The organism is Streptomyces sp. NRRL F-5135, from assembly GCF_000719775.1.
GTDB classification, from domain to species: Bacteria; Actinomycetota; Actinomycetes; order Streptomycetales; family Streptomycetaceae; genus Streptomyces; species Streptomyces hebeiensis.
Genome location: NZ_JOHR01000001.1, coordinates 226,893 through 244,771, shown reverse-complemented (window position 1 = coordinate 244,771; position 17,879 = coordinate 226,893). Strand labels below are relative to the sequence as shown.

The window sequence follows — 17,879 nt, the reverse complement described above, 5'->3', positions numbered from 1 at the left end:
AACGGGGGCGCCGGACCCGCGCCGCGGCACGGCAGGGAGCCGCGCGGTTCACAGGTCGATCCGGTAGGGCAGCAGGCACACCACCACGTCCGTACGGGCCCTGAGCACGGTGGCCAGCAGGATGCCGCGCTGGTTCTGCAGGATCCGGTAGCGGCGATGGCGCGGTTCCACCTCGGCGATCAGGACGGCCACCTGCCGGCCGTCCCGCGCCACCCGACGGACGTAGGCGACGATCGGCGGCACCAGGGACCGGTGCGGGCTGTCGATGATGTCCAGACGCACCCCGGGATCCCAGCGTGCCCAGGCGTTCTGGAGGGCGCGGGCCCGTTCGGGGTCGGAGTGGACCGCGACCGCCACGACCTCGTCGCCCAGCGCGAGCGCGGCCGTCAGGGCACGTCTGGCGAGCGCGCTGACCTCGCCGAGCGGGACGATGACCAGCGAATCGGTACGGCCGGGCGGACCGGGGACCCGACCCAGCCCCAACTCCTCGCCGACCGCCGTGTAGTAGCGCTGGACGCGGGCGAACAGCAGCATCAGCAGCGGGACGGCGACCACCACCACCCACGCCCCCTCCAGGAACTTGGTGGTCAGCAGGACCAGGCCGGCCGCCGACGTCAGCACCGCGCCCAGACCGTTGAGCAGCGCGCGGGGGATCCGGCCGGAACGTCGCGTGGTGAGCCAGTGCCTGACGAGGCCGGTCTGGCTGATGGTGAAGCCGATGAAGACGCCGATGGCGAAAAGGGGGATCAGCCGCTGTGTCTCGGCGTCGACGGCGATCAGCAGCAGCGCCGCCAGCAGGGCCAGCGCGACCACCCCGTACCGGTACACGGGCCGCTCGGCACGCAGCCCGAACAGGTGGGGCAGCCGGTTGTCCCGGGCGAGCAGGCTCATCAGGACCGGCAGCCCGCCGAAGCTGGTGTTGGCGGCGAGTCCGAGGACGAGGGTGACCGCGATGTTGGTCGCGTAGTACCCCCAGCCGGTGCCGTACGCCCCCGCGGTCAGCTGGGCCAGCACGGTGACGCCCTCGCGCGGCGCCACGTGGTCCCGGCGGATCAGCAGGGACAGCCCGAGCAGCATCGCCCCCAGGAGCGCGCCCAGCATCAGCTCGGTGCGCTGGGCGCGCCGGACCCGTGGCGTACGGAACCCCGGGACCGCGTTGGCGATGGCCTCCACGCCGGTCAGCGCGGAGCAGCCGGCGGAGAACGCCTTCAGCAGCAGCAGAACGCCGAGGGCCTCCATGGCCGGAAAGGTCATCGAGCCACCGACCGCGGCCACCGGCCCGGACCGGACGAGCCCCACCACGACGACACCGAGGACACTCACGACGAACACCGCGGCAGGCAGCATCAACGCTCGCGCGCTCTCGGCGATGCCCCGCAGATTCAGGGCCGTGAGCACGGCCAGCCCCCCGAGACAGACCTCCAGGGAGTACGGCGCGAGGGCGGGGAAGGCGGAGGCGAGACTGGCGGCCCCCGCCGCCAGGCTCACGGCGACGGTCAGTACGTAGTCCACCACCAGGCTCGCCGCCGCCAGGAGGCTCACCCGTGGCCCGAGGTCCTTCTTGGCCACGGCGTAGGCGCCTCCGCCGTCCGGGTGCACCGCGATCACCTGGCTGTAGGAGACCACCAGGACCGCCAGCAGACCCACGATGACCAGGGTGATCGGCAGGGTCGCCGTCAGCGCCCCGGTCCCCGCGGCGACCAGCACCACCACGATCGCCTCGGGCCCGTACGCCACCGAGCTCAGCGCGTCCAGGGACAGCGCGGCGAGCCCCTCCAGGCTCGTCAGCCGGTTCCTGGCGCCCTCGCCCGGCCGCAACGGCACGCTGGGCCGCACCTGGCGGCGGGCCAGCCCGAAGGTCATGGATGCCCCCTCCCGATGCAGCGGGCGCGTGGGGCCGGTCCGTCCCGCTCGCGCACGCGGGGACCCACGTCCCTGGGTACCAGGTGGCGGTCCGCGCCGCGAGGTGTTGACGGCCGTCCGAGCGCGCGGGGGGCGACCGCGGCGGTCTCTCATGCGGGCGCCGACGGTGACCGGCCGTCCGTGCGGACAGGGGGCGGTCGCGCGGCCGTCGTCGCTCCGGACGGGCGGGAGAGCCGGAGGCCGTCGGGCCCGGGGTGACAGGTGGCCGGAAGTATGCGGTCCCGGGTGCCGGCCGGGAACATCTACACCGCCGTAGAAGTTCAGTCGGCGGTCGCGTCCGCGACCGTCCCGCCGCATCGGCGGGTCCCGTCACAACAGGAGGACTCAGTGGCTCAGATCGACCTCGACAAGGTGCTCGACAAGGCGTGGGCGGACAAGGACCTGCCCACCGTCCTCGACGCGCCCGTCTCCGCGCTGAAGGGCGTGTCGGACCGGCAGGGCGCCCTGCTGGATGAGGCGTTCGGGATCAAGACGGTGGCCGATCTGGCCAACCTGAAGTACGCCCGCTGGGCTCAGGCGCTCGCCGCGCTCGACACCGCGGGGAAGTGACCCCGGCCGCCGCTCCCGGTCCCGCACAGCCGGGCCGGGAGCGGCGGCGGCCCGGCAGCCTGCCCGCTATCCCGTGATACGGGGCGCTTCCACGAGCAGCGAGTCGTCCTCCGTGCGCGCCCCGGGCAGCCGGTGCCGGGCGGCGATCAGGGCCGCGTCGATGTCACGGGTGCCGGTCGAGACGCAGAGCGTGTAGGCGACGTCGTCCATCCGCCGCCGTACCGCCGGGGAGCCGTCCTCGGCGTGCAGGACGCGCAGCGCGTCGTACTGTTCGACCAGGTTGCGCAGCACCGCGGGGTGAGCCATCAGCACAGGTTTCCTCCTTCGCACGGGGGCGTGCCGCACGCCGGAGCGTGGGGCTGACGCCCGAGTACCCCGCGGAACGCGCGGTATGCCGGGACATCGGTACGGGCCGGGCCGGGCCGCCGGGTCAGGGGAGCGGGGTGCCGCCCGTCGCGTTGACGATCTCCGCCGTGATGTAACTCGCCTGCGGCGAGGCGAGGAAGACATAGGCGGGAGCCATCTCGGCCGGCTGGGCGGGCCGCCCGAGCGGTGCCTGTTCGCCGAATTTCCTGGTGTCCGGCAGCGTCGCCGGGATCAGCGGGGTCCACACCGGCCCCGGGGCCACGGCGTTGACCCGGATCCCGTCCGCGGCGACCATCTGGGCCAGCCCCTGGGTGAAGGTGACGATGGCGCCCTTCGTCGTCGCGTAGTCCAGCAGGTGCGGGCTGGGCTTGTACGCCTGGACCGAGGCCGAGTTGATGACGCAGCCGCCCCGGGGGATGTGTGGCAGGGACATCTTGCACAGCCAGAACATGCCGTAGAGGTTGGTGCGCATCACCCGGTCGAACTGCTCCGTGGTGATCTCGCCGATGCCGTCCGGCTGGGACATCTGGTAGGCCGCGTTGTTGACGAGCACGTCGATCCGCCCGAACTCGGCGACCGCGCGCTCGACCAGCGCCCGGCACCGCTCCTCCTCGCGGATGTCGCACGCGACGGCGACGGCCTTGCGCCCCGCGTCCTCCACCAGACGCGCGGTCTCCCGTGCCTCGTCCTGTTCCTCGGGCAGGTACGTGAACATCACGTCGGCGCCCTCGCGCGCGTAGGCGAGTGCCACCGCCCGTCCGATCCCGGAGTCGCCGCCCGTCACCACGGCCGCCCGGTCCCGGAGCAGGCCGTGGCCCCGGTAGGAGTGCTCGCCGTGGTCCGGCGGCGGGTCCATGGGACCGGTCCAGCCCGGGTGCTCCTGTTCCTGCTGGGGGAACTCCGGGCGCGGGTGCCCGGTCACCGGATCCTGGGGGGCCTGTCGCCGCTGCTCGTCATGTGCCATCACGCGTGCTCCTGATTCTCTCCGGCTGTGGCGCGTCCGGTGGGGCCGGGGGCCGCCGCCCGGGGGGCCGGACCGGACGCGCTCTCCCGGCGCGGGGCGCCGACCTGGGCGCCGTGTCGGACGAAACGGTCCCCTCCCGTTGCCCGACGGGTCCCCTCACAAACGTCTCCCGAGCAGCCCACGCACGCCACCGGGGCCCGACCGGGCCGGGCGGAAGGAGGGATCACGGGTGTGGCCGCGGAACGCGCGGGCGCCGGTGGAGTGGTTCCCGGCGGCCACGAGGTGGAGCCTGGAAGGAGCGGCCGGGGTCCCGCCGGAACACGGGAACGCCGAGCCCGCAGTGGAGGCAGTGGAGGTGGCGATATGACGACCGTGGCCCCGCCCCCGCCGGTCCCCGCCGGACTCGGCAGGGTCCTCACGGTGCCGGGCGTCTACGCGCCCCGGTCCGACAGCCGTCTGCTCGCGCACGCCATGCTGGCCGAGGGCGTGCGCCCCGGCATGGAGGTGCTCGACGTGGGCACCGGCAGCGGAGTCCTCGCGCTGTACGCGGCGCGGCTGGGCGCCACCGTGACGGCGGTCGACATCGACCGGCGCGCGGTGCTGACCGCGCGCCTGAACGCGCTGCTCGCGCGCCAGCGCGTGACCGTGCGGCGGGGCGACCTGAACCGGCCGCTGCTGCCGGGCCGGTCCTTCGACGTGGTGGTGAGCAATCCGCCTTACGTGCCCGCTCCCGGTCGGCTGCCCCGGCGCGGGCCCGCGCGGGCCTGGGACGCGGGCCACGACGGCCGGGCGCTGGTGGACCGGCTCTGCGCCGCGGCCCCCACCGTGCTGCGGCCGCACGGTGTACTGCTGATGGTGCACTCCGCCATGTGCGACCCGGAGGAGAGCGTGCGAAGGCTCTCCCGGGCCGGACTGCGCGCGGGCGTCAGCGGCCGTGCCTCCGTCCCGTTCGGTCCGGTCGTCCGGGGGCGGCTGGACTGGCTGAGGCAGCGGGGGCTGATGGATGTCCGTGACGAGAGGGAAGAGCTGGTGGTCATCCGTGCCGAGAGAGTCTGAGCGCCCCCGGCGGGTCACCGTGCGGCGGACCGGGCCGCTCCTGGTGGAGGGACCGGTGGAGGTCGTCCTGGAGGACGGCAGCGTGGTGTGCTCGCGACGGTTCACCGTCGCGATCTGCACCTGCCGCCGCAGCCGCGCCTACCCCTGGTGCGACACCAGTCACCGCCGCCGGGTGGGCACGGCGGAGACGCGGTCCGACGAGCGGCGGCCGGACGAGCGGCGGACGGACGAGGGGAAGGCCGAGCCGTGACCGCGACCTCGGGAACGCGTCCGGACACCCCCGCGCCGTCGCCCCCGCTGCCCGAGCCCCGCGGCGCGCTGTCGGCGGCGGTCGTCGGGGCGCTGCGCGGTACGCACGCCGTGCTCCCCCCGGCCCGGGAGACCGAGCGCGCCGACGCCTACGGCGAGGACCTGCACCTCGCGCTCTACACGCTGTACGAACTCCACTACCGCGGATTCGCGTGCGTGGACGACCGCGTGGAGTGGGACCCCGGCCTGTTGCGACTGCGCGGAGACCTGGAGAGGCGTTTTCTGGCCGCTCTCCGCGCGGACCTCCCGCCGGGCGGGGACGTGGCCGAGGCCATGGCCGCCCTGCTCGTCGAGCCCGTCATGGACGACGGGAACAGCGTGAGTCACTTCCTCCAGGACGAGGGACAGCTCGGCCACCTGCGGGAGTACGCCGCCCTGCGCTCCCTGTACCACCTCAAGGAGGCCGATCCGCACGCCTGGGTCATTCCCCGGCTGCGCGGACGGGCCAAGGCCGCGATGGTGGCCGTCGAGTACGACGAGTTCGGGGCCGGCCGCGCCGAGGACGTGCACGCCCGGCTCTTCGCGGACCTGATGACGGACCTGGGACTGGACCCCGCCTACGGCCGCTATCTCGACGCGGGCACCGCCGAGGCCCTGGCCACGGTGAACCTGATGTCGCTCCTCGGACTGCACCGGAGCCTGCGCGGCGCGCTGGTGGGGCACTTCGCGGCCGTCGAAGTGACGTCGTCGCCCGGTTCCAGGCGGCTGGCGCGGGCCATGCGCCGCGCCGGGGCGGGGCCCGCCGCCCGGCGGTTCTACGACGAGCACGTCGAGGCCGACGCGGTCCATGAACAGGTGGTCCGCCACGACGTGGTCGGCGGACTGCTGGCGGACGAGCCACACCTCGCCCCGGACGTCGTGTTCGGGATCGAGGCCACCGGGCTGCTGGAGGACCGCTTCGGCCGGTCCCTGCTGGCCGCCTGGCGCGCCGGCCGCACCGCTCCGCGCCGTCCCCTCGGACCGCCGCCCGTGCGGCCCGGCCCCGAGGGCCGCTCCCGGGACCGCTGACCGCTGACCGCGGGCGCGCCGGGCCGCCGTCTTCCCCCGGCGGCCCCCGCCGTCAGGGCGGTGGTGCCGGCGCGCCGCTCCCGGAGTCCTCCGCCCCGGACACGTCCACCTCTTCCAGCGGCCGGACCGCCGGTCCCTGGAGCACCGCGCCGTCGACACCGAAGCGGGACCCGTGACAGGGGCACTCCCAGGTGGTCTCGGCGGCGTTGAAGGCCACGAGGCAGCCGAGGTGGGTGCAGCGCGCGGACACCGCGCGCACGGTGCCCGCCGCGTCCCGGTGGACCGCGCACGGACGCCCCCCGACGCGTACCACCGCGCCCGTCCCGGGCGGGATCCGCGCCACCGAGTCGGCCGACGCCGCACGCAGCCGGTCCTCGACGAAGTGCCGGGCGATCTTGGCCTGTTCCCTGAGCATCGCGGGTGCCCCGCGCAGCGCGCTCCGCAGCCGGCGGGGATCGTACAGGCCGGCCCAGGGAGGCGCGTCGCCGGTGATGAGGCCGGTGAGCAGCCGCCCCGCCATGACGCCCCCGCTCATGCCCCAGCCCCCGAAGCCGGTGGCCACGTAGGTGTGCCGGGAGCCGGGGTGGAACGCGCCCACGAGCGGGACGGTGTCGGTGGAGTGGTTGTCCTGGGCGGCCCAGCGGTAGGCCGTGTCCTCGACCGGAAAACGTTTCCGCATCCAGGCGTCCAGACGGCGGAACCTCTCGCGGGTGTCTCCGGTGCCCGGAGTGAAGCTCTCACCGGTCACGATGAGCAGCCGCCCGCCGCCGTCCATCGGGGCCGTGCGCACCGAGCGCTTGCCCTCCTCCTCGGTGATGAACATGCCGCCCGGGTCGTGGCCGGCGGGCAGGGGAGCGGCGACGGCCAGTTCCCGGTGCGGGGCGAGGCGGGTGAACAGCAGCGCCCGGTCGAAGACCGGGTAGTGGGTGGCCACGACCACGTCCCGGGCCGTCACCGTGCGCCCCGACCCGGCGGTGACCCGGCAGTGGTCGCCCTCGGACAGACCGGTGATCCTGGTGTCCTCGAAGACCAGCCCGCCCCGCCGCCGGAGGTCCTCGGCCAGGGCCAGCAGATACCTGCGGGGATGGAACTGGGCCTGGTCCTCCACGCGTACCGCGCCGCCGACGGCGAACGGCAGGCCGGTCCGCCGTACGTACGTCGCCGGCAGCCCCGCCTCCGCGGCCGCCCGCGCCTCCGCCTCGATCCCGGCGCACGCGGCGGGGTCGGTGACATAGGTGAAGGCGGCGGCGCGTTCGAAGTCGCACGCGATGCCGAGTTCGGTGACGGTCGCGGCCACCCGCTCGACGGCTTCCTGCTGGGACGTCGCGTACAGCCGCGCGGCGTCCGGTCCCCGGGTGCGGCGCAGCCGGTCGTAGACGAGGGTGTGCAGTGCGCTGACCTTGGCCGTGGTGTGACCGGAGACACCGGCGGCGATCCGCCGGGCCTCCAGCACGGCCACCGTACGGCCGGCGCGGACGAGTTCCCAGGCGGTGCTCAGGCCCGCGATCCCGCCGCCCACCACGGCCACGTCGACCGTGATGTCCTCGCCGAGTGGCGGGTAGGAGGTGGTGTCGCTGGTCTCCATCCAGAAGGAGTTGTCGTGTCCGGGGAGCGGCGGCGGATTCGGCATCGGGTGTGCCTCGTCTCTTGGTCGGTGGACAGCCGGTCGGGGCGGGCGCGGCCGGCGCGGCCCGGGCTGTCGTACCGGTTGCCCGTTCGGGATGCTCATCGGTGCGCGGGTGCTGCTCGGCCGGTGCGCGGGCCGCGGGTGCCGGTCGTGGCGGAGGGTGGCGGTGGTCAGGGCCCGCCCGGCGTGCCGCCCCGGCCACGGGTGGCGAGCGCGCGCTGGGCGCCGGCCAGGACCCGGCGGCCGGCGCCGTGGGCGCGCAGGGCGGCCCGGGCGGCGTTCGCGCCGGGTGCCCCGTGCACGGCGCCGCCCGGGTGCGCGGAGGAGGAGGCCAGGTACAGGCCGGGTACGGGTGTCTCGGGACGGCCCGTGCCGGGCAGCGGCCGGAACACGGCCTGCTGGTGGAGGCTGGTCGTACCGCCGTTGATCGCGCCGCCGTACAGATTGCCGTCCGCGGCCTGGAGCGTGGGCGGGGCGAGGACGCGGCGTGCCCGGATCCGGTGCCGGAAGCCCGGCGCGTACCGCTCGACCTCCCGCTCGATCCGGTCGGCCATGATCTCCTGCTCCCGGTGGTCCCAGCGGCCCGTGAGCGCGTCCGGCCCGGCGTCCCCCCGTACCCGGTGCGGTACGTGGGTGTAGGCCCACGCCGACTCCGTACCGGCCGGGGAGCGCGTCGCGTCGGTGGTCGTCATCTGCCCGAGCAGGGCGAAGGGGTGGTCCGGGATCCGGCTCATGGCCAGTTGCGCCGCGAACCGGGTGAGCGCGTCCATCCCGTCGGCCAGGTGGACGGTGCCCGCCGGCCCGGCCTCCGGCGCGGTCCAGGGGATCGGCCCGTCGAGGGCCCAGTCGACCTTGAAGGTGCCCCAGTCCCACTGGAACCGGCGCAGATCGTCGCGGAGCCGTGGCGGCAGCCGGTCCTCGCCCACCAGATCGCGGTACAGCTGCGGGGCCGTCACATCGGCCAGCACGGCCCTGCGGGCGGCGACGCCCCCGCCCGAGGCCGTGACGACGCCCACCGCCCTGCCACCCCGTACGACCACCTCGGTGACCCGTTCCCCGCAGCGCACGGCGACGCCGCGCCGACCCAGCCGGCGCACCAGAGCCGCCGTCAGCTCCCCCGCGCCGCCGACCGGCACGGGAAAGCCGTAGGTCTGCCCGAGCATCGACATCAGCCAGCCGAACCCGCCACTGCACGCGGACTCCGGCGCCAGGTCGGCGTGCAGCGCGTTGCCCGCCAGCAGCAGCCGCCCGCCGTCGCCCGTGAACTCCTCCTCCGCGAGGCGCCGCACCGGCAGCAGCATGCTGCGCGCGAGCCGCAGCCCGCCCACGCCGCGCAACCGGGCCGCCAGCCGGACCGCGGCGCGCACGGGCGGGAACGGGGTGAAGAGCGTGCCCAGCAGGTCCTCGCGGAGCCGGTCCCAGACCCGGCACAGGTCCTCCCAGGCCGCTCCGTCGCCGGGCGCGAACGCGTCCAGTCCGGCGGCCGTCACCCGCCGGTCGCGGTCGAGCACCGCACAGCGCCCGTCGGGCAGGGGGTGCGCGACCACGCGCGGGGCGTGGGTCCAGCGCAGTCCCTCGCGGTCCAGCGCGAGCCGGGCCAGCACCGGGGACGCGGCGGCCATCGGGTAGAAGGCGCTGAACACATCACTCACGAAGTCCGGGTGGACACCGCGGTCGCTGCGCACGGCGCCACCGGGCTCGTCCTGTGCCTCCAGCACCTCCACGCTCCACCCGGCGTCCGCCAGGACGTTCGCCGCGACCAGGCCGTTCGGACCGGCGCCGATCACCACCGCGTCGGTCATGAGCCCGCCGCCCGGCCCCGCCGTCCGCCCGGAGCCGCCGACGAGCCGCGCGCCCCCGGCACGTCCCGCTCCACCACGCGCGCGAGCCGGCGGAGCATGCCGCGGTGACGGAGCTGGAGCACCGCGTCGACGGCGGCGTTGTGGGCGGAGCCGCCGAAGCCGCGCAGCGGGTGTTCGTCGAGGATGACCAGCGTCTCCTCGCCCCACGGCCGGACGTCGAAGGCGATCCGCGCCGATCCGAGGGGGCCCATGTACGCCTCCAGCTCCAGGGCCCTGGGCGGTTCGTGCCGCCGGACGACCGTACGCCCCCGGAACGTGACGGGGCCCACCCGCACCGTGTAGGCGAGCGCCGAGCCGACGTTGGGCCACCATCCCTCTTCGATGTCGGAGTCCGACGTGCCGACCACCCAGTCGGCATAGCGGGACGGGTCCTCCAGCACCGTCCAGACCGCGGACGGCCGGTGTGCGACGAGCTGATGCCGTACGGCCATGTGTTCTCCCTGGCGGATCGGCGACGAGCGGCGGGCACCTCAACGCGTGCGCCCGGCCGGGAGGAGAGCACACGGGGACACAGGGGCGGGGCATGCCGCACGGAGACGTCGAGGACGGCCGCGGGCGACGGGCCGGTTCCATGAACGTACCTGTTGTCCGGGCCGGTCGCTCGGTGACGGCTCCTCGTCCGTCGGCCGGTCGCCGACCCGTGTCGGTGGGGTGTCATGCGCCATGATGAAGGGAGGGCGGTGTGTGGTGGCTTCTTCGCAAGGAGGCGGAATGGGAAGGTTCGACACCTATGAACTGGTTTTCACGCACCCGGGCACCCCGGGGACCGGTTCGTCGGACACGGATGTCGTCGCGGTGCGCCGTACGGACCGTTCGGGGCCCGGTGGACACCCGCTCTACGCGGACGACACGGGCATCGTCCTGGCGGAGATCAGTGACCGGGACGAGGTACGCATGATCGCCAGTGGGGGACACCAGGACCCCGCGGTCGCGGTGCGGGCGCGTCCCGCCCCGGAACCGGCCGGCCCGGCCGACTCCGGCCCGCCCCCGGCCGACCGGTAGCCCCGCAGGACCGGACCACAACGCGTGCCCGGCCGGACCCACGCACACGGCGTGGCCGGCCGAGGCGCCGTGCGCGTACGAGCGCGGTGAGGGGTCCGGTACGGCCGTACGGCGGTGCCGGACCCGCTTTCCGCCCGCGGTGACGCTCCCGCGCCCGGGCCCGGTCACGTCCCCGGGGCGGATCCCGGAGTGCCCGGTTCGGCGGGCGGCAGCAAGGTGCCCAGTGGGCCGAGATCCAGATTCAGGTCCCCCAACGTCAGGTCGTACCGCGCGCAGAGCTCGTTCATCCGGTCGTGGAGGATCATGAGCGTGGTGCCCAGGCGCTCCTCCTGCTCCTCCGTCAGGTCTCCCGCGTCGAAGCGGTGCAGGGCCTGCCGCTCCATCAGCTGCCGCAGCAGTTCGACGAGCGTGAGCACCAGTTTGACCAGGTCCCGTTCCACGCTGTCCGGATCGCTGCTGATCCGGCGGGCCGGCCTCGGCCGCTCCCGGCCCTGCGGCGCGATGTCCTCCGGGCCGGGAGGCAGCAGCTGAAAGGCGCGGGCGGCGGCGTCGGCGACCTCGTCGAAGCGGTCGGCACGCGCGCGGTCCCGTTCGCTCATGGCTCGCCCCATGTCATGGCTCGTCCCGCTCCGGCGCGGTCGACGCCGCCCAGGGCGACGGAGCGCGCTCGCTGATGGCGACGACGAGCGCCCGCAGCGACACCCGGACGAGATCGATGTCGGCGAGCGAGAGCACCACGTCGCCGGTGAGCACCACACCGTCGCTCAGCAGCCGGTCCAGCAGGTCGATCAGGGCTATCTGGCGGTCCGGCAGCGGCTCCTCACGTGCCGTGCCGCCCGCGGGGGGCGCTCCGCCCGTCGTGCTCGTGGTCATGGCGCCGCCCGCTGCGTGCCACGGTGCGCCGGCCTCTCGCCCGGCACCCCACCGGGGGCGTCGGGGGGCTCGCCGGCGGCGGGGGCGCCCTCATGGCCCTCGTCGTGCGTTTCCACCGGGGCGGCGAAGGAGTACGGGGCCCAGGGGCCGGTGACCTCGACGCGGATCCCGGACAGCCCCTCGACCGCGCGCCGCACCTCCGAGCGGAACTCCTCCCCGCGCTCCAGCGGGACGAGGTAGGCGTCGTTGGTGACGTTCTCGCCGGGGCCGCGGGCCAGTTCGCCCTGCTGGACGCGGTGCCGGGCATGTTCCACCGCATACCGCCGGGCCGCCTCCGCGACGGACTCGGCCGCGCTCCGGGCCGTACGGTAGACGTCGTCGCGCGCGTGCCGCTCGGCCCTGCGCCGCCGCAGGTAGGAGCGTCCGGGGCCGGCGTCGTCCGAGGCGGGAACCGCGGGCGGGGGTTCCTCGGCCGACGGCTCGACGTAGAGCTTGACGCCCCACTCCACATGCGCGGTCAGACGTGCGAGCCGGTCGGCGAACACGTCCCCCCGCCGGTCGAGCATGCCGCGCACCCGGTCGTCGTCCAGATAGACGGTCGCCAGCCGCAGGGGGAGGACCGTGATGCGCTCCGTCAGCGCCTCGATCACACCGTGATGCGCTCGGGCGACGGCCTCCAGCCAGGTGAGGTCCTCCAGGTGGCGGCGCAGCGGGACCTCGCCGAAGTCCGCCGCGTCGACCGGGCTCACGGCGGCCACCAGCTCACCGCCCTGCCCGCCGCGCACCAGGTGCACGGGCGACCGTGCCACGCCCTCCAGGCCGGAGAGCGCCTCCGCCAGTTCCGTCGAGTCCCGCGCCACGGCGTACGCGTAGACGACCTGCTCCGTCATCGCTCACCTCGTCTCCCCGGCCGGCGGCCGGGCTCCGTCCGCCGCACACGCGCGGGCCGACGGGCGGGCGCGGCGCGGGCCTCCTCCGGCTCCTCGGCCGGCTCCGCCGCTTCCGCAGGAGGCTCCGTCCCCTCCCGCTCCTCGGCGGGTTCGGTAGCGGCGGCGGGTTCGTGAACGGCCTCCGCGTATTCGTCCGTGTACTCCTCCGCGTACTCCTCCTCGCCGTCCCCGGGCTCCTCGCGTTCCGCGTGTTCCGCGTGTTCCTTGTAGTCTCCGCGTATCGCGCGCCGCGCCCGCGGCCTCTCCGCGGCCGGCTCCAGTGCCGCGTCGCCGCGCAACTCCTCGACCTCCGCGCGCAGCCGTCTGTTCTCCGCGGCGAGCGACGGACGCTCACCGGCCCGCGAGGACAGCGACGGGTCGTGCTCCCACCAGTCGATGCCCATCTCCTTGGCCTTGTCGACCGAGGCCACCAGCAGCCGCAGCTTGATCGTGAGCAGCTCGATGTCCAGCAGGTTGATCTGGATGTCGCCCGCGATGACGATGCCCTTGTCGAGGACCCGCTCGAGGATGTCGGCGAGGTTGGCCGAGGAGCCCTGGCCGTACTGCGGGGACGCCCGGGACGGTACGGAGCCAAGCCTGTTGGCGACGGGTTCGGTCACGGCCCTCGACCTCGATCTCGTTCTCGCTCTCCGGCAGGACCTCGCCGCGTACCGCCCGTCATCGCGGACCGATCCGCCGCGCGTGGGCCCTGATCTCCTCCAGCCGGTCGAGGAGTTCGTCCTCGCGCCGGTCGAAGGTCTCCTCGTCGATCCGGCCGGCCAACAGCTCCTTCTCCAGCTCGGCCAGCTCCTGTTCGACGGGTGCGGGGTCGTAGTACTGCTCCTCGGCGGCTTCCTTCACGCGTTCCGCCACCCAGCCGACGCCGCGCACCGGCGCCAGTGGCAGGGTGGCGAGCTGGGTGAACAGACCCATGACAACGCTCCTCGCTCTTCGGCTACGGATCGGACAGACATGTCAGACGAAGCTGTAGGCGGGCAGCGGCCCGCGCACACGGACGTCGAAGGCCTCACCGAGGTCGTCGACGAGGCCGCGCTCCGCGGAGACGAAGCCCTCCTCGTCGGTGTGGTCCACCAGGAAGGAGACATTGACGAAGTCCTCGCCGGTGGGCTCGGAGGAGCGTTCCTCCCGCGCGTAGGGGCGCAGGGTCTCCACCACCCGGGTGGCCAGCGCGTTCTGCCGGACCTGGACCTCCCGCGCGACCAGTTCGCCCAGGGCGAGCGGCAGGTCGGGCCGGTCCGCTCCGCTCCTGATCTCCTCGTTGAGCCTGCGGGCCTCCTCGGACTGCTGGAGGATCTGGCGCAGCATGCTCTCCTCCTGCTGCGCGGCCTTCACGTGGTACTCCACACAGCCCCGCAGCGCCCGCAGCCGGGTCCGGTACTCGTCGGCGCGCTCTTCCAGCGCGGCCCGTACGGCCTCGTCGTCCGGCGCCGTGAGACCGAATCGCAGCGGCAGCACCACGCCGTCGGCCATCAGCCGCTCCTGGACGGCGTGATGCGCGGCCAGGTCGCGGCGCTTGGGCCGCAGCGGCTCCGGCGCGTCGCTGACCACCGCGGTCAGTGAGCCTCCCTCCACCGTACGCAGCTCCCGGGGCGGGTCCCCGACTCCGCCGAGGCCCTCCAGCCGCCGTGGGTGCGACGATCCGGTGATCGAGTAGACGTACACGGCCATGGCTAGTCCTCCCGGTGCCGCACCGGCCTGCGGGCCGCGCGCTCGTGCCGTCGCTCGGGCTCCTCGTCCTTGTCGTCCGCGTGGCCGCGCCGGACGGATTCGGTCACGGCCTCGACGGCCCCGGTGAGCGCGCCCTTGCTCCTGCCGCGCGCCCCGCCCTCGGTCACCTCTCCGACGAGGTCGGTGAGCTGCGAGGGCGCCTTGCGGCCGGATTCGAGGTCGAGCCGGTTGCACGCCTCGGCGAAGCGCAGATACGTGTCCACGCTCGCCACGACGACCCGGGCGTCCACCTTGAGGATCTCGATCCCCACCAGCGACACGCGGGCGAACACGTCGATGACCAGGCCACGGTCCAGGATCAGTTCGAGGACGTCGTACAGGTTCCCTGCCCCGCCCCCGCCGAGGGCTGGGCCGGTTCCGCTCTGCGGCGCCACGGTCATGGTGACTCCCTCCACCGGGCCGCCTCCCGACGTGAGGGGAGGAGCCGGCACTTGCTCGCGTCCTGCACGCCCCGGACGGCCCACCGGGCCGACGGGGCGTCGCGTGCGCGTTCCCGCACGCCCACCCGCTCCCGGCCGCCGGGCCGGGCGCGGTCACGTACCCCGGTCGATCTGTCCCCGGGTGTAGCGGCGGGTCCGCTCGTACGACATCAGCGCGCCCTCCTCGTCCAGTGACACCCGGTAGCTCGCCATCACGCTGGTGGTCTCGGGCACGCGCGAGAGTTCCTCGACCTCGACATCGGCCTGCCAGCCCTGGTCGGTGGGCCGCACGGCCGAGACCGACTCCGGGGCCCGCCCCAGCAGCTCCTCGAGCTGTTCGGACGCGGACCGCATGGCCTGCGGTGCGGAAACCCGGCGAGGCCCGCGCCGCACGGGGTGCCCGGCGTGCTCGGAGTCCTCCCGGCCGGTGCCGCCACGGCGACCCGCCGGCCGCGTGGCGGAGGCATCCCGGGGCGCGCTCCGGCCTCGTTCGCGTTCGTCCTCGACGGCCATGGTCCCTCTCCGTGCATTCGGAGACGACACACTGTTCCAAGCGCGTTCTGCGCACATTCTGGCGTGCGTTATCCCATGGTATAGGAGTTTTGTTCCCTCGCTCTTCCGTCCGAGGAACGCGAAGGGGGAGCGCGCGGGAAGGGCGCGGGAAGGGTGCGGGGCAGGCGGCAAGGCGCCCGGGGAAGGCCCCGTCGGCGTCCCCGCCGCCGCTGAGCGGGCGGGCGTGACCTGCCGCATGGTGGGAAGGGACGCAGTGTCGCCGCCGCGCCCGGCGCGCGGTCGCGGCGCACCGAACCGCCGATCGTCAAGGAGTGGTGATGAGGGCTCTGACCTGGCACGGCAAGCGCGACGTACGAGTGGACACCGTCCCCGACCCGAAGATCGAGCAGCCCACCGACATCATCGTCCGGATCACCTCGACGGGGCTCTGCGGCTCCGATCTGCATCTGTACGAGGTGCTCGGGCCGTACCTCGAACCGGGCGACATCCTCGGGCACGAACCGATGGGTGTCGTCGAGGAGGTGGGGCCGGAGGTCACGGCGGTGTCGGTCGGGGACCGGGTCGTCGTGCCGTTCAACGTCTCCTGCGGCACCTGCTGGATGTGCCGCCAGGGACTCCAGTCCCAGTGCGAGTCCACCCAGGTCCGGGAGCGCGGCATGGGCGCCTCGCTGTTCGGCTACACGAAGCTCTACGGCCAGGTCCCCGGCGGACAGGCGGAGTTGCTGCGCGTGCCGTTCGGCAACACCTTGCCGGTCAAGGTGGAGCACGGCCCGCCCGACCAGCGCTACCTCTACCTCTCCGACGTGCTGCCCACGGCCTGGCAGGCCGTCGCGTACGCCGACATCCCGCCGGGCGGCAGTGTCACCGTGCTCGGGCTCGGCCCGATCGGGGACATGGCCGCGCGGATAGCCCTCCACCAGGGCGCGGGCCAGGTCATCGGGGTCGACCTCGTGCCCGAGAGGCTGTCCAGGGCCTGGGCCAGGGGCGTCCATACGCTCGATCTCAACGAGCACGGCAAGGACGTCGCCGACGAGATCCGCCGGCTCACCGACGGCCGGGGCACGGACGCGGTGATCGAGGCGGTCGGCATGGAGGCCCACGGCGCACCGCTGGCCAAGGCCGCCCAGCGGTTCGCCGGCCTGCTCCCGGACGCCCTGGGCGCGAAGATGATGGACCGCGCCGGTGTGGACAGCATGGTGGCCTTCGACCTCGCCGTCGACGCCGTGCGCCGCGGGGGCACGATCTCCGTGTCGGGCGTCTACGGAGGCGCTCTCGACCCCGTACCGATGCTCACACTGTTCGACAAACAGGTCCAGCTCCGCATGGGCCAGGCGAACGTCAGGCGGTGGGTCGACGACATCCTGCCGCTGCTGAACGAGGAGGACGTCCTCGGGGTCGACCACTTCGCCACGCACACCCTGCCGCTGGAAGAGGCCCCCAGGCCTACCGGACGTTCCAGGCCAAGCGGGACGGCATGGTCAAGGCGGTCATGACGCCGTGACGGCGCGTGATGCCCGCGCGTGACGCCCCGGCCGTGACGTCGTGACGCTGTGACGCCGTGACATCGCGACGATGACGCCGTGACATCGCGACGAGGTGTGCCGGGGCGTTGTCAGGCGGGCGGTCACCCACCTGATCGCGGGACGCGCACGCCAGGCGCTACGCCTCCGTGATGATGAACTGCGCGCCGTCGGGATCCCGGATGAGGGCCCGGCCGCACAGGTTCCCCTCGACCGGCGGACGCGGGGCCACCGCGCCCCCCGCGGACTCGGCCGCCACCGCCACCGCCGCCACCTCGCGGACCCGCACCTGCATCTCCCACCGCGGCAGCAGTCGGGGGTCGGGAGCCGCCTCGAGCGCGCCGCCGCACAAGGAGGCGACGACATGGGTGCTGTCGCGGACGACGACGTGATCGTGCTCGTAGGCGACGTCGCACCCGCTCGACCCGCTCTCCGCCCAGCCGAGCACCTCGCCGTAGAAGAGGGCGGCGTCGAAGGCGTCGCGGGTGCGCAGTTCCAGGACGGCCGGTGCGCTTCCCCGGCCCACGGACCAGGGGAGCGTACGGCCCTCCCAGCAGCCGAAGACGGCTCCGTCGCGGTCGGCGGCGAGCAAGGCGCGCCCGGCGCCGAATCTGAGGGGCCCCACCGCGACGGTGCCACCGCGTTCCCGCACCCGGTCGGCGGTCTCGTCCGCGTCGTCCACGGCGAAGTACGGCGTCCAGGCCACCGGCACCCGCCAGCCGGGCCCCAGCGCCCCGATGCCCGCCACCGGCTCCCCGTCGTCGTCCAGCGCGACGGCGAACTCCTCCCCGAACAGGGCGGGGCGGAAGTGCCAGCCCAGCACCGCCGCGTAGAACTCCTGAGCCGACCGGAGATCGCGGCTCATCAGGTTGACCCAGCACGGAGCGCCGTGCTCGGGCGAGATGTGTTCGGGATGATCAGCCAAGGGAATTTCGGTGTCGGACAACGGAATCAGCTCTCCTTCCCGCATGCCGGCACACGTGCACCGGTGGCGCGTCCGGGGGCCGTCGGCACGCCCCCGGGCACGACCACCCGCTCCGGAAGGCCGGACCCGTACCCGGCGCGGCCGAGGCGTCCACCGCGTGCCCACACACACCACATCACGCCGGACCGGCGCCGCCAGCGACACGGCGGAGCCGGCCCGGGGTGCGGTGTGCCTGCCTCGACCGTAACTCCGCTGCCGGTGCCGTACCCACCGGGGGCCCGCCCG

The 17,879-nt window shown here is 74.3% G+C and carries 19 protein-coding genes and 2 pseudogenes; 6 read left to right on the top strand and 15 right to left on the bottom strand.

Features of this window, described 5'->3' with window-relative positions; translation table 11 throughout:
• Positions 1 to 48: 48 nt before the first annotated feature.
• A complete protein-coding gene (locus IG02_RS0101135; protein WP_030740411.1) occupies positions 49 to 1,863 on the bottom strand; it encodes an APC family permease in 1,815 nt (604 codons plus the stop codon).
• A gap of 387 nt (positions 1,864 to 2,250) precedes the next feature.
• On the opposite strand from IG02_RS0101135, the gene IG02_RS0101130 reads away from it, so the two are divergent.
• A complete protein-coding gene (locus IG02_RS0101130) occupies positions 2,251 to 2,472 on the top strand; it encodes a hypothetical protein (protein WP_030740407.1) in 222 nt (73 codons plus the stop codon).
• Between the two features lie 66 nt (positions 2,473 to 2,538).
• On the opposite strand, the gene IG02_RS0101125 is transcribed toward IG02_RS0101130, so the two are convergent.
• Together IG02_RS0101125 and IG02_RS0101120 are read right to left on the bottom strand one after the other, a co-directional pair.
• Complete coding sequence (locus IG02_RS0101125; RefSeq protein ID WP_030740404.1) at positions 2,539 to 2,784, bottom strand: DUF5133 domain-containing protein; 246 nt, start codon at positions 2,782 to 2,784, stop codon at positions 2,539 to 2,541.
• Positions 2,785 to 2,902: 118 nt separating this feature from the next.
• Positions 2,903 to 3,802 (bottom strand): SDR family oxidoreductase, encoded by a 900-nt coding sequence (locus IG02_RS0101120; RefSeq protein ID WP_030740401.1) that lies wholly within the window; start codon positions 3,800 to 3,802, stop codon positions 2,903 to 2,905.
• Positions 3,803 to 4,165: 363 nt separating this feature from the next.
• On the opposite strand from IG02_RS0101120, the gene IG02_RS0101115 reads away from it, so the two are divergent.
• From IG02_RS0101115 to IG02_RS0101105, 3 genes are read left to right on the top strand one after another with little or no spacing between them, the layout of a single operon-like run.
• Positions 4,166 to 4,858: a HemK2/MTQ2 family protein methyltransferase gene (locus IG02_RS0101115; RefSeq protein WP_030740398.1), complete on the top strand. Its 693-nt coding sequence runs from the start codon at positions 4,166 to 4,168 to the stop codon at positions 4,856 to 4,858.
• Complete coding sequence (locus IG02_RS0101110; protein WP_030740395.1) at positions 4,842 to 5,108, top strand: CDGSH iron-sulfur domain-containing protein; 267 nt, start codon at positions 4,842 to 4,844, stop codon at positions 5,106 to 5,108. The genes IG02_RS0101115 and IG02_RS0101110 overlap by 17 nt, the downstream gene beginning before the upstream one ends.
• The gene (locus tag IG02_RS0101105) at positions 5,105 to 6,175 is read left to right on the top strand and encodes an iron-containing redox enzyme family protein (RefSeq protein ID WP_051764262.1); all 1,071 of its coding nucleotides are present in this window, start codon (positions 5,105 to 5,107) and stop codon (positions 6,173 to 6,175) included. Before IG02_RS0101110 ends, IG02_RS0101105 begins: the two co-directional genes overlap by 4 nt.
• A 52-nt stretch (positions 6,176 to 6,227) precedes the next feature.
• Here the strand turns inward: IG02_RS0101105 and IG02_RS0101100 are convergent, their stop codons facing one another.
• The 3 genes from IG02_RS0101100 to IG02_RS0101090 form a co-directional block, all read right to left on the bottom strand.
• Complete coding sequence (locus IG02_RS0101100) at positions 6,228 to 7,805, bottom strand: FAD-dependent oxidoreductase (RefSeq protein ID WP_037801786.1); 1,578 nt, start codon at positions 7,803 to 7,805, stop codon at positions 6,228 to 6,230.
• 167 nt (positions 7,806 to 7,972) lie between these two features.
• Positions 7,973 to 9,604 carry a phytoene desaturase family protein gene (locus IG02_RS0101095; protein WP_030740387.1) on the bottom strand — a complete coding sequence of 544 codons (1,632 nt, stop codon included), beginning with the start codon at positions 9,602 to 9,604 and terminating at the stop codon, positions 7,973 to 7,975.
• Entirely contained in the window at positions 9,601 to 10,095 is a 495-nt protein-coding gene (locus IG02_RS0101090) for an SRPBCC family protein (RefSeq protein ID WP_078854081.1), read from the bottom strand. The genes IG02_RS0101095 and IG02_RS0101090 overlap by 4 nt, the downstream gene beginning before the upstream one ends.
• Before the next feature lie 280 nt (positions 10,096 to 10,375).
• Here IG02_RS0101090 and IG02_RS0101085 point away from each other — a divergent pair, with 280 nt between their 5' ends.
• Positions 10,376 to 10,666, top strand: coding sequence for a DUF6296 family protein (locus IG02_RS0101085; protein ID WP_051764260.1), 291 nt, complete (start codon positions 10,376 to 10,378; stop codon positions 10,664 to 10,666).
• Between the two features lie 164 nt (positions 10,667 to 10,830).
• On the opposite strand, the gene IG02_RS0101080 is transcribed toward IG02_RS0101085, so the two are convergent.
• The 8 genes and pseudogenes from IG02_RS0101080 to IG02_RS0101045 form a co-directional block, all read right to left on the bottom strand.
• Positions 10,831 to 11,265 (bottom strand): gas vesicle protein K, encoded by a 435-nt coding sequence (locus tag IG02_RS0101080; RefSeq protein ID WP_030740378.1) that lies wholly within the window; start codon positions 11,263 to 11,265, stop codon positions 10,831 to 10,833.
• A 13-nt stretch (positions 11,266 to 11,278) separates the two neighbouring features.
• On the bottom strand, positions 11,279 to 11,539 hold the full coding sequence (locus IG02_RS0101075; RefSeq protein WP_037801785.1) for a gas vesicle protein: 261 nt from the start codon (positions 11,537 to 11,539) through the stop codon (positions 11,279 to 11,281).
• A complete protein-coding gene (locus tag IG02_RS0101070; RefSeq protein ID WP_063756705.1) occupies positions 11,536 to 12,429 on the bottom strand; it encodes a GvpL/GvpF family gas vesicle protein in 894 nt (297 codons plus the stop codon). Before IG02_RS0101070 ends, IG02_RS0101075 begins: the two co-directional genes overlap by 4 nt.
• Positions 12,430 to 12,647: 218 nt before the next feature.
• Positions 12,648 to 13,088: pseudogene (gene gvpJ, locus IG02_RS42410) on the bottom strand (gas vesicle protein GvpJ); the annotation flags it as partial.
• Between the two features lie 58 nt (positions 13,089 to 13,146).
• Complete coding sequence (locus tag IG02_RS0101060) at positions 13,147 to 13,401, bottom strand: gas vesicle protein GvpG (RefSeq protein ID WP_030740366.1); 255 nt, start codon at positions 13,399 to 13,401, stop codon at positions 13,147 to 13,149.
• Between the two features lie 42 nt (positions 13,402 to 13,443).
• On the bottom strand, positions 13,444 to 14,157 hold the full coding sequence (locus IG02_RS0101055; protein ID WP_030740362.1) for a GvpL/GvpF family gas vesicle protein: 714 nt from the start codon (positions 14,155 to 14,157) through the stop codon (positions 13,444 to 13,446).
• Between the two features lie 2 nt (positions 14,158 to 14,159).
• Positions 14,160 to 14,597: a gas vesicle structural protein GvpA gene (locus IG02_RS0101050; RefSeq protein ID WP_030740359.1), complete on the bottom strand. Its 438-nt coding sequence runs from the start codon at positions 14,595 to 14,597 to the stop codon at positions 14,160 to 14,162.
• Between the two features lie 153 nt (positions 14,598 to 14,750).
• Complete coding sequence (locus tag IG02_RS0101045; RefSeq protein ID WP_030740356.1) at positions 14,751 to 15,149, bottom strand: gas vesicle protein; 399 nt, start codon at positions 15,147 to 15,149, stop codon at positions 14,751 to 14,753.
• A 317-nt stretch (positions 15,150 to 15,466) separates the two neighbouring features.
• On the opposite strand from IG02_RS0101045, the pseudogene IG02_RS35795 reads away from it, so the two are divergent.
• A pseudogene (locus tag IG02_RS35795) lies at positions 15,467 to 16,650 on the top strand (zinc-dependent alcohol dehydrogenase).
• 158 nt (positions 16,651 to 16,808) lie between these two features.
• On the opposite strand, the gene IG02_RS0101035 reads toward IG02_RS35795, so the two are convergent.
• Entirely contained in the window at positions 16,809 to 17,534 is a 726-nt protein-coding gene (locus IG02_RS0101035) for a VOC family protein (protein WP_051764383.1), read from the bottom strand.
• Positions 17,535 to 17,879 lie beyond the last annotated feature (345 nt).

Bases quoted from the DNA above. Each gene is read 5' to 3' on its own strand.
- IG02_RS0101135 (WP_030740411.1), bottom strand. From the start codon at position 1,863: ATGACCTTCGGGCTGGCCCGCCGCCAGGTGCGGCCCAGCGTGCCGTTG.
- IG02_RS0101120 (WP_030740401.1), bottom strand. From the start codon at position 3,802: ATGGCACATGACGAGCAGCGGCGACAGGCCCCCCAGGATCCGGTGACC.
- IG02_RS0101115 (WP_030740398.1), top strand. From the start codon at position 4,166: ATGACGACCGTGGCCCCGCCCCCGCCGGTCCCCGCCGGACTCGGCAGG.
- IG02_RS0101100 (WP_037801786.1), bottom strand. From the start codon at position 7,805: ATGCCGAATCCGCCGCCGCTCCCCGGACACGACAACTCCTTCTGGATG.
- IG02_RS0101095 (WP_030740387.1), bottom strand. From the start codon at position 9,604: ATGACCGACGCGGTGGTGATCGGCGCCGGTCCGAACGGCCTGGTCGCG.
- IG02_RS0101090 (WP_078854081.1), bottom strand. From the start codon at position 10,095: ATGGCCGTACGGCATCAGCTCGTCGCACACCGGCCGTCCGCGGTCTGG.
- IG02_RS0101085 (WP_051764260.1), top strand. From the start codon at position 10,376: ATGGGAAGGTTCGACACCTATGAACTGGTTTTCACGCACCCGGGCACC.
- IG02_RS0101080 (WP_030740378.1), bottom strand. From the start codon at position 11,265: ATGAGCGAACGGGACCGCGCGCGTGCCGACCGCTTCGACGAGGTCGCC.
- IG02_RS0101075 (WP_037801785.1), bottom strand. From the start codon at position 11,539: ATGACCACGAGCACGACGGGCGGAGCGCCCCCCGCGGGCGGCACGGCA.
- IG02_RS0101070 (WP_063756705.1), bottom strand. From the start codon at position 12,429: ATGACGGAGCAGGTCGTCTACGCGTACGCCGTGGCGCGGGACTCGACG.
- IG02_RS0101060 (WP_030740366.1), bottom strand. From the start codon at position 13,401: ATGGGTCTGTTCACCCAGCTCGCCACCCTGCCACTGGCGCCGGTGCGC.
- IG02_RS0101055 (WP_030740362.1), bottom strand. From the start codon at position 14,157: ATGGCCGTGTACGTCTACTCGATCACCGGATCGTCGCACCCACGGCGG.
- IG02_RS0101050 (WP_030740359.1), bottom strand. From the start codon at position 14,597: ATGACCGTGGCGCCGCAGAGCGGAACCGGCCCAGCCCTCGGCGGGGGC.
- IG02_RS0101045 (WP_030740356.1), bottom strand. From the start codon at position 15,149: ATGGCCGTCGAGGACGAACGCGAACGAGGCCGGAGCGCGCCCCGGGAT.
- IG02_RS0101035 (WP_051764383.1), bottom strand. From the start codon at position 17,534: ATGAGCCGCGATCTCCGGTCGGCTCAGGAGTTCTACGCGGCGGTGCTG.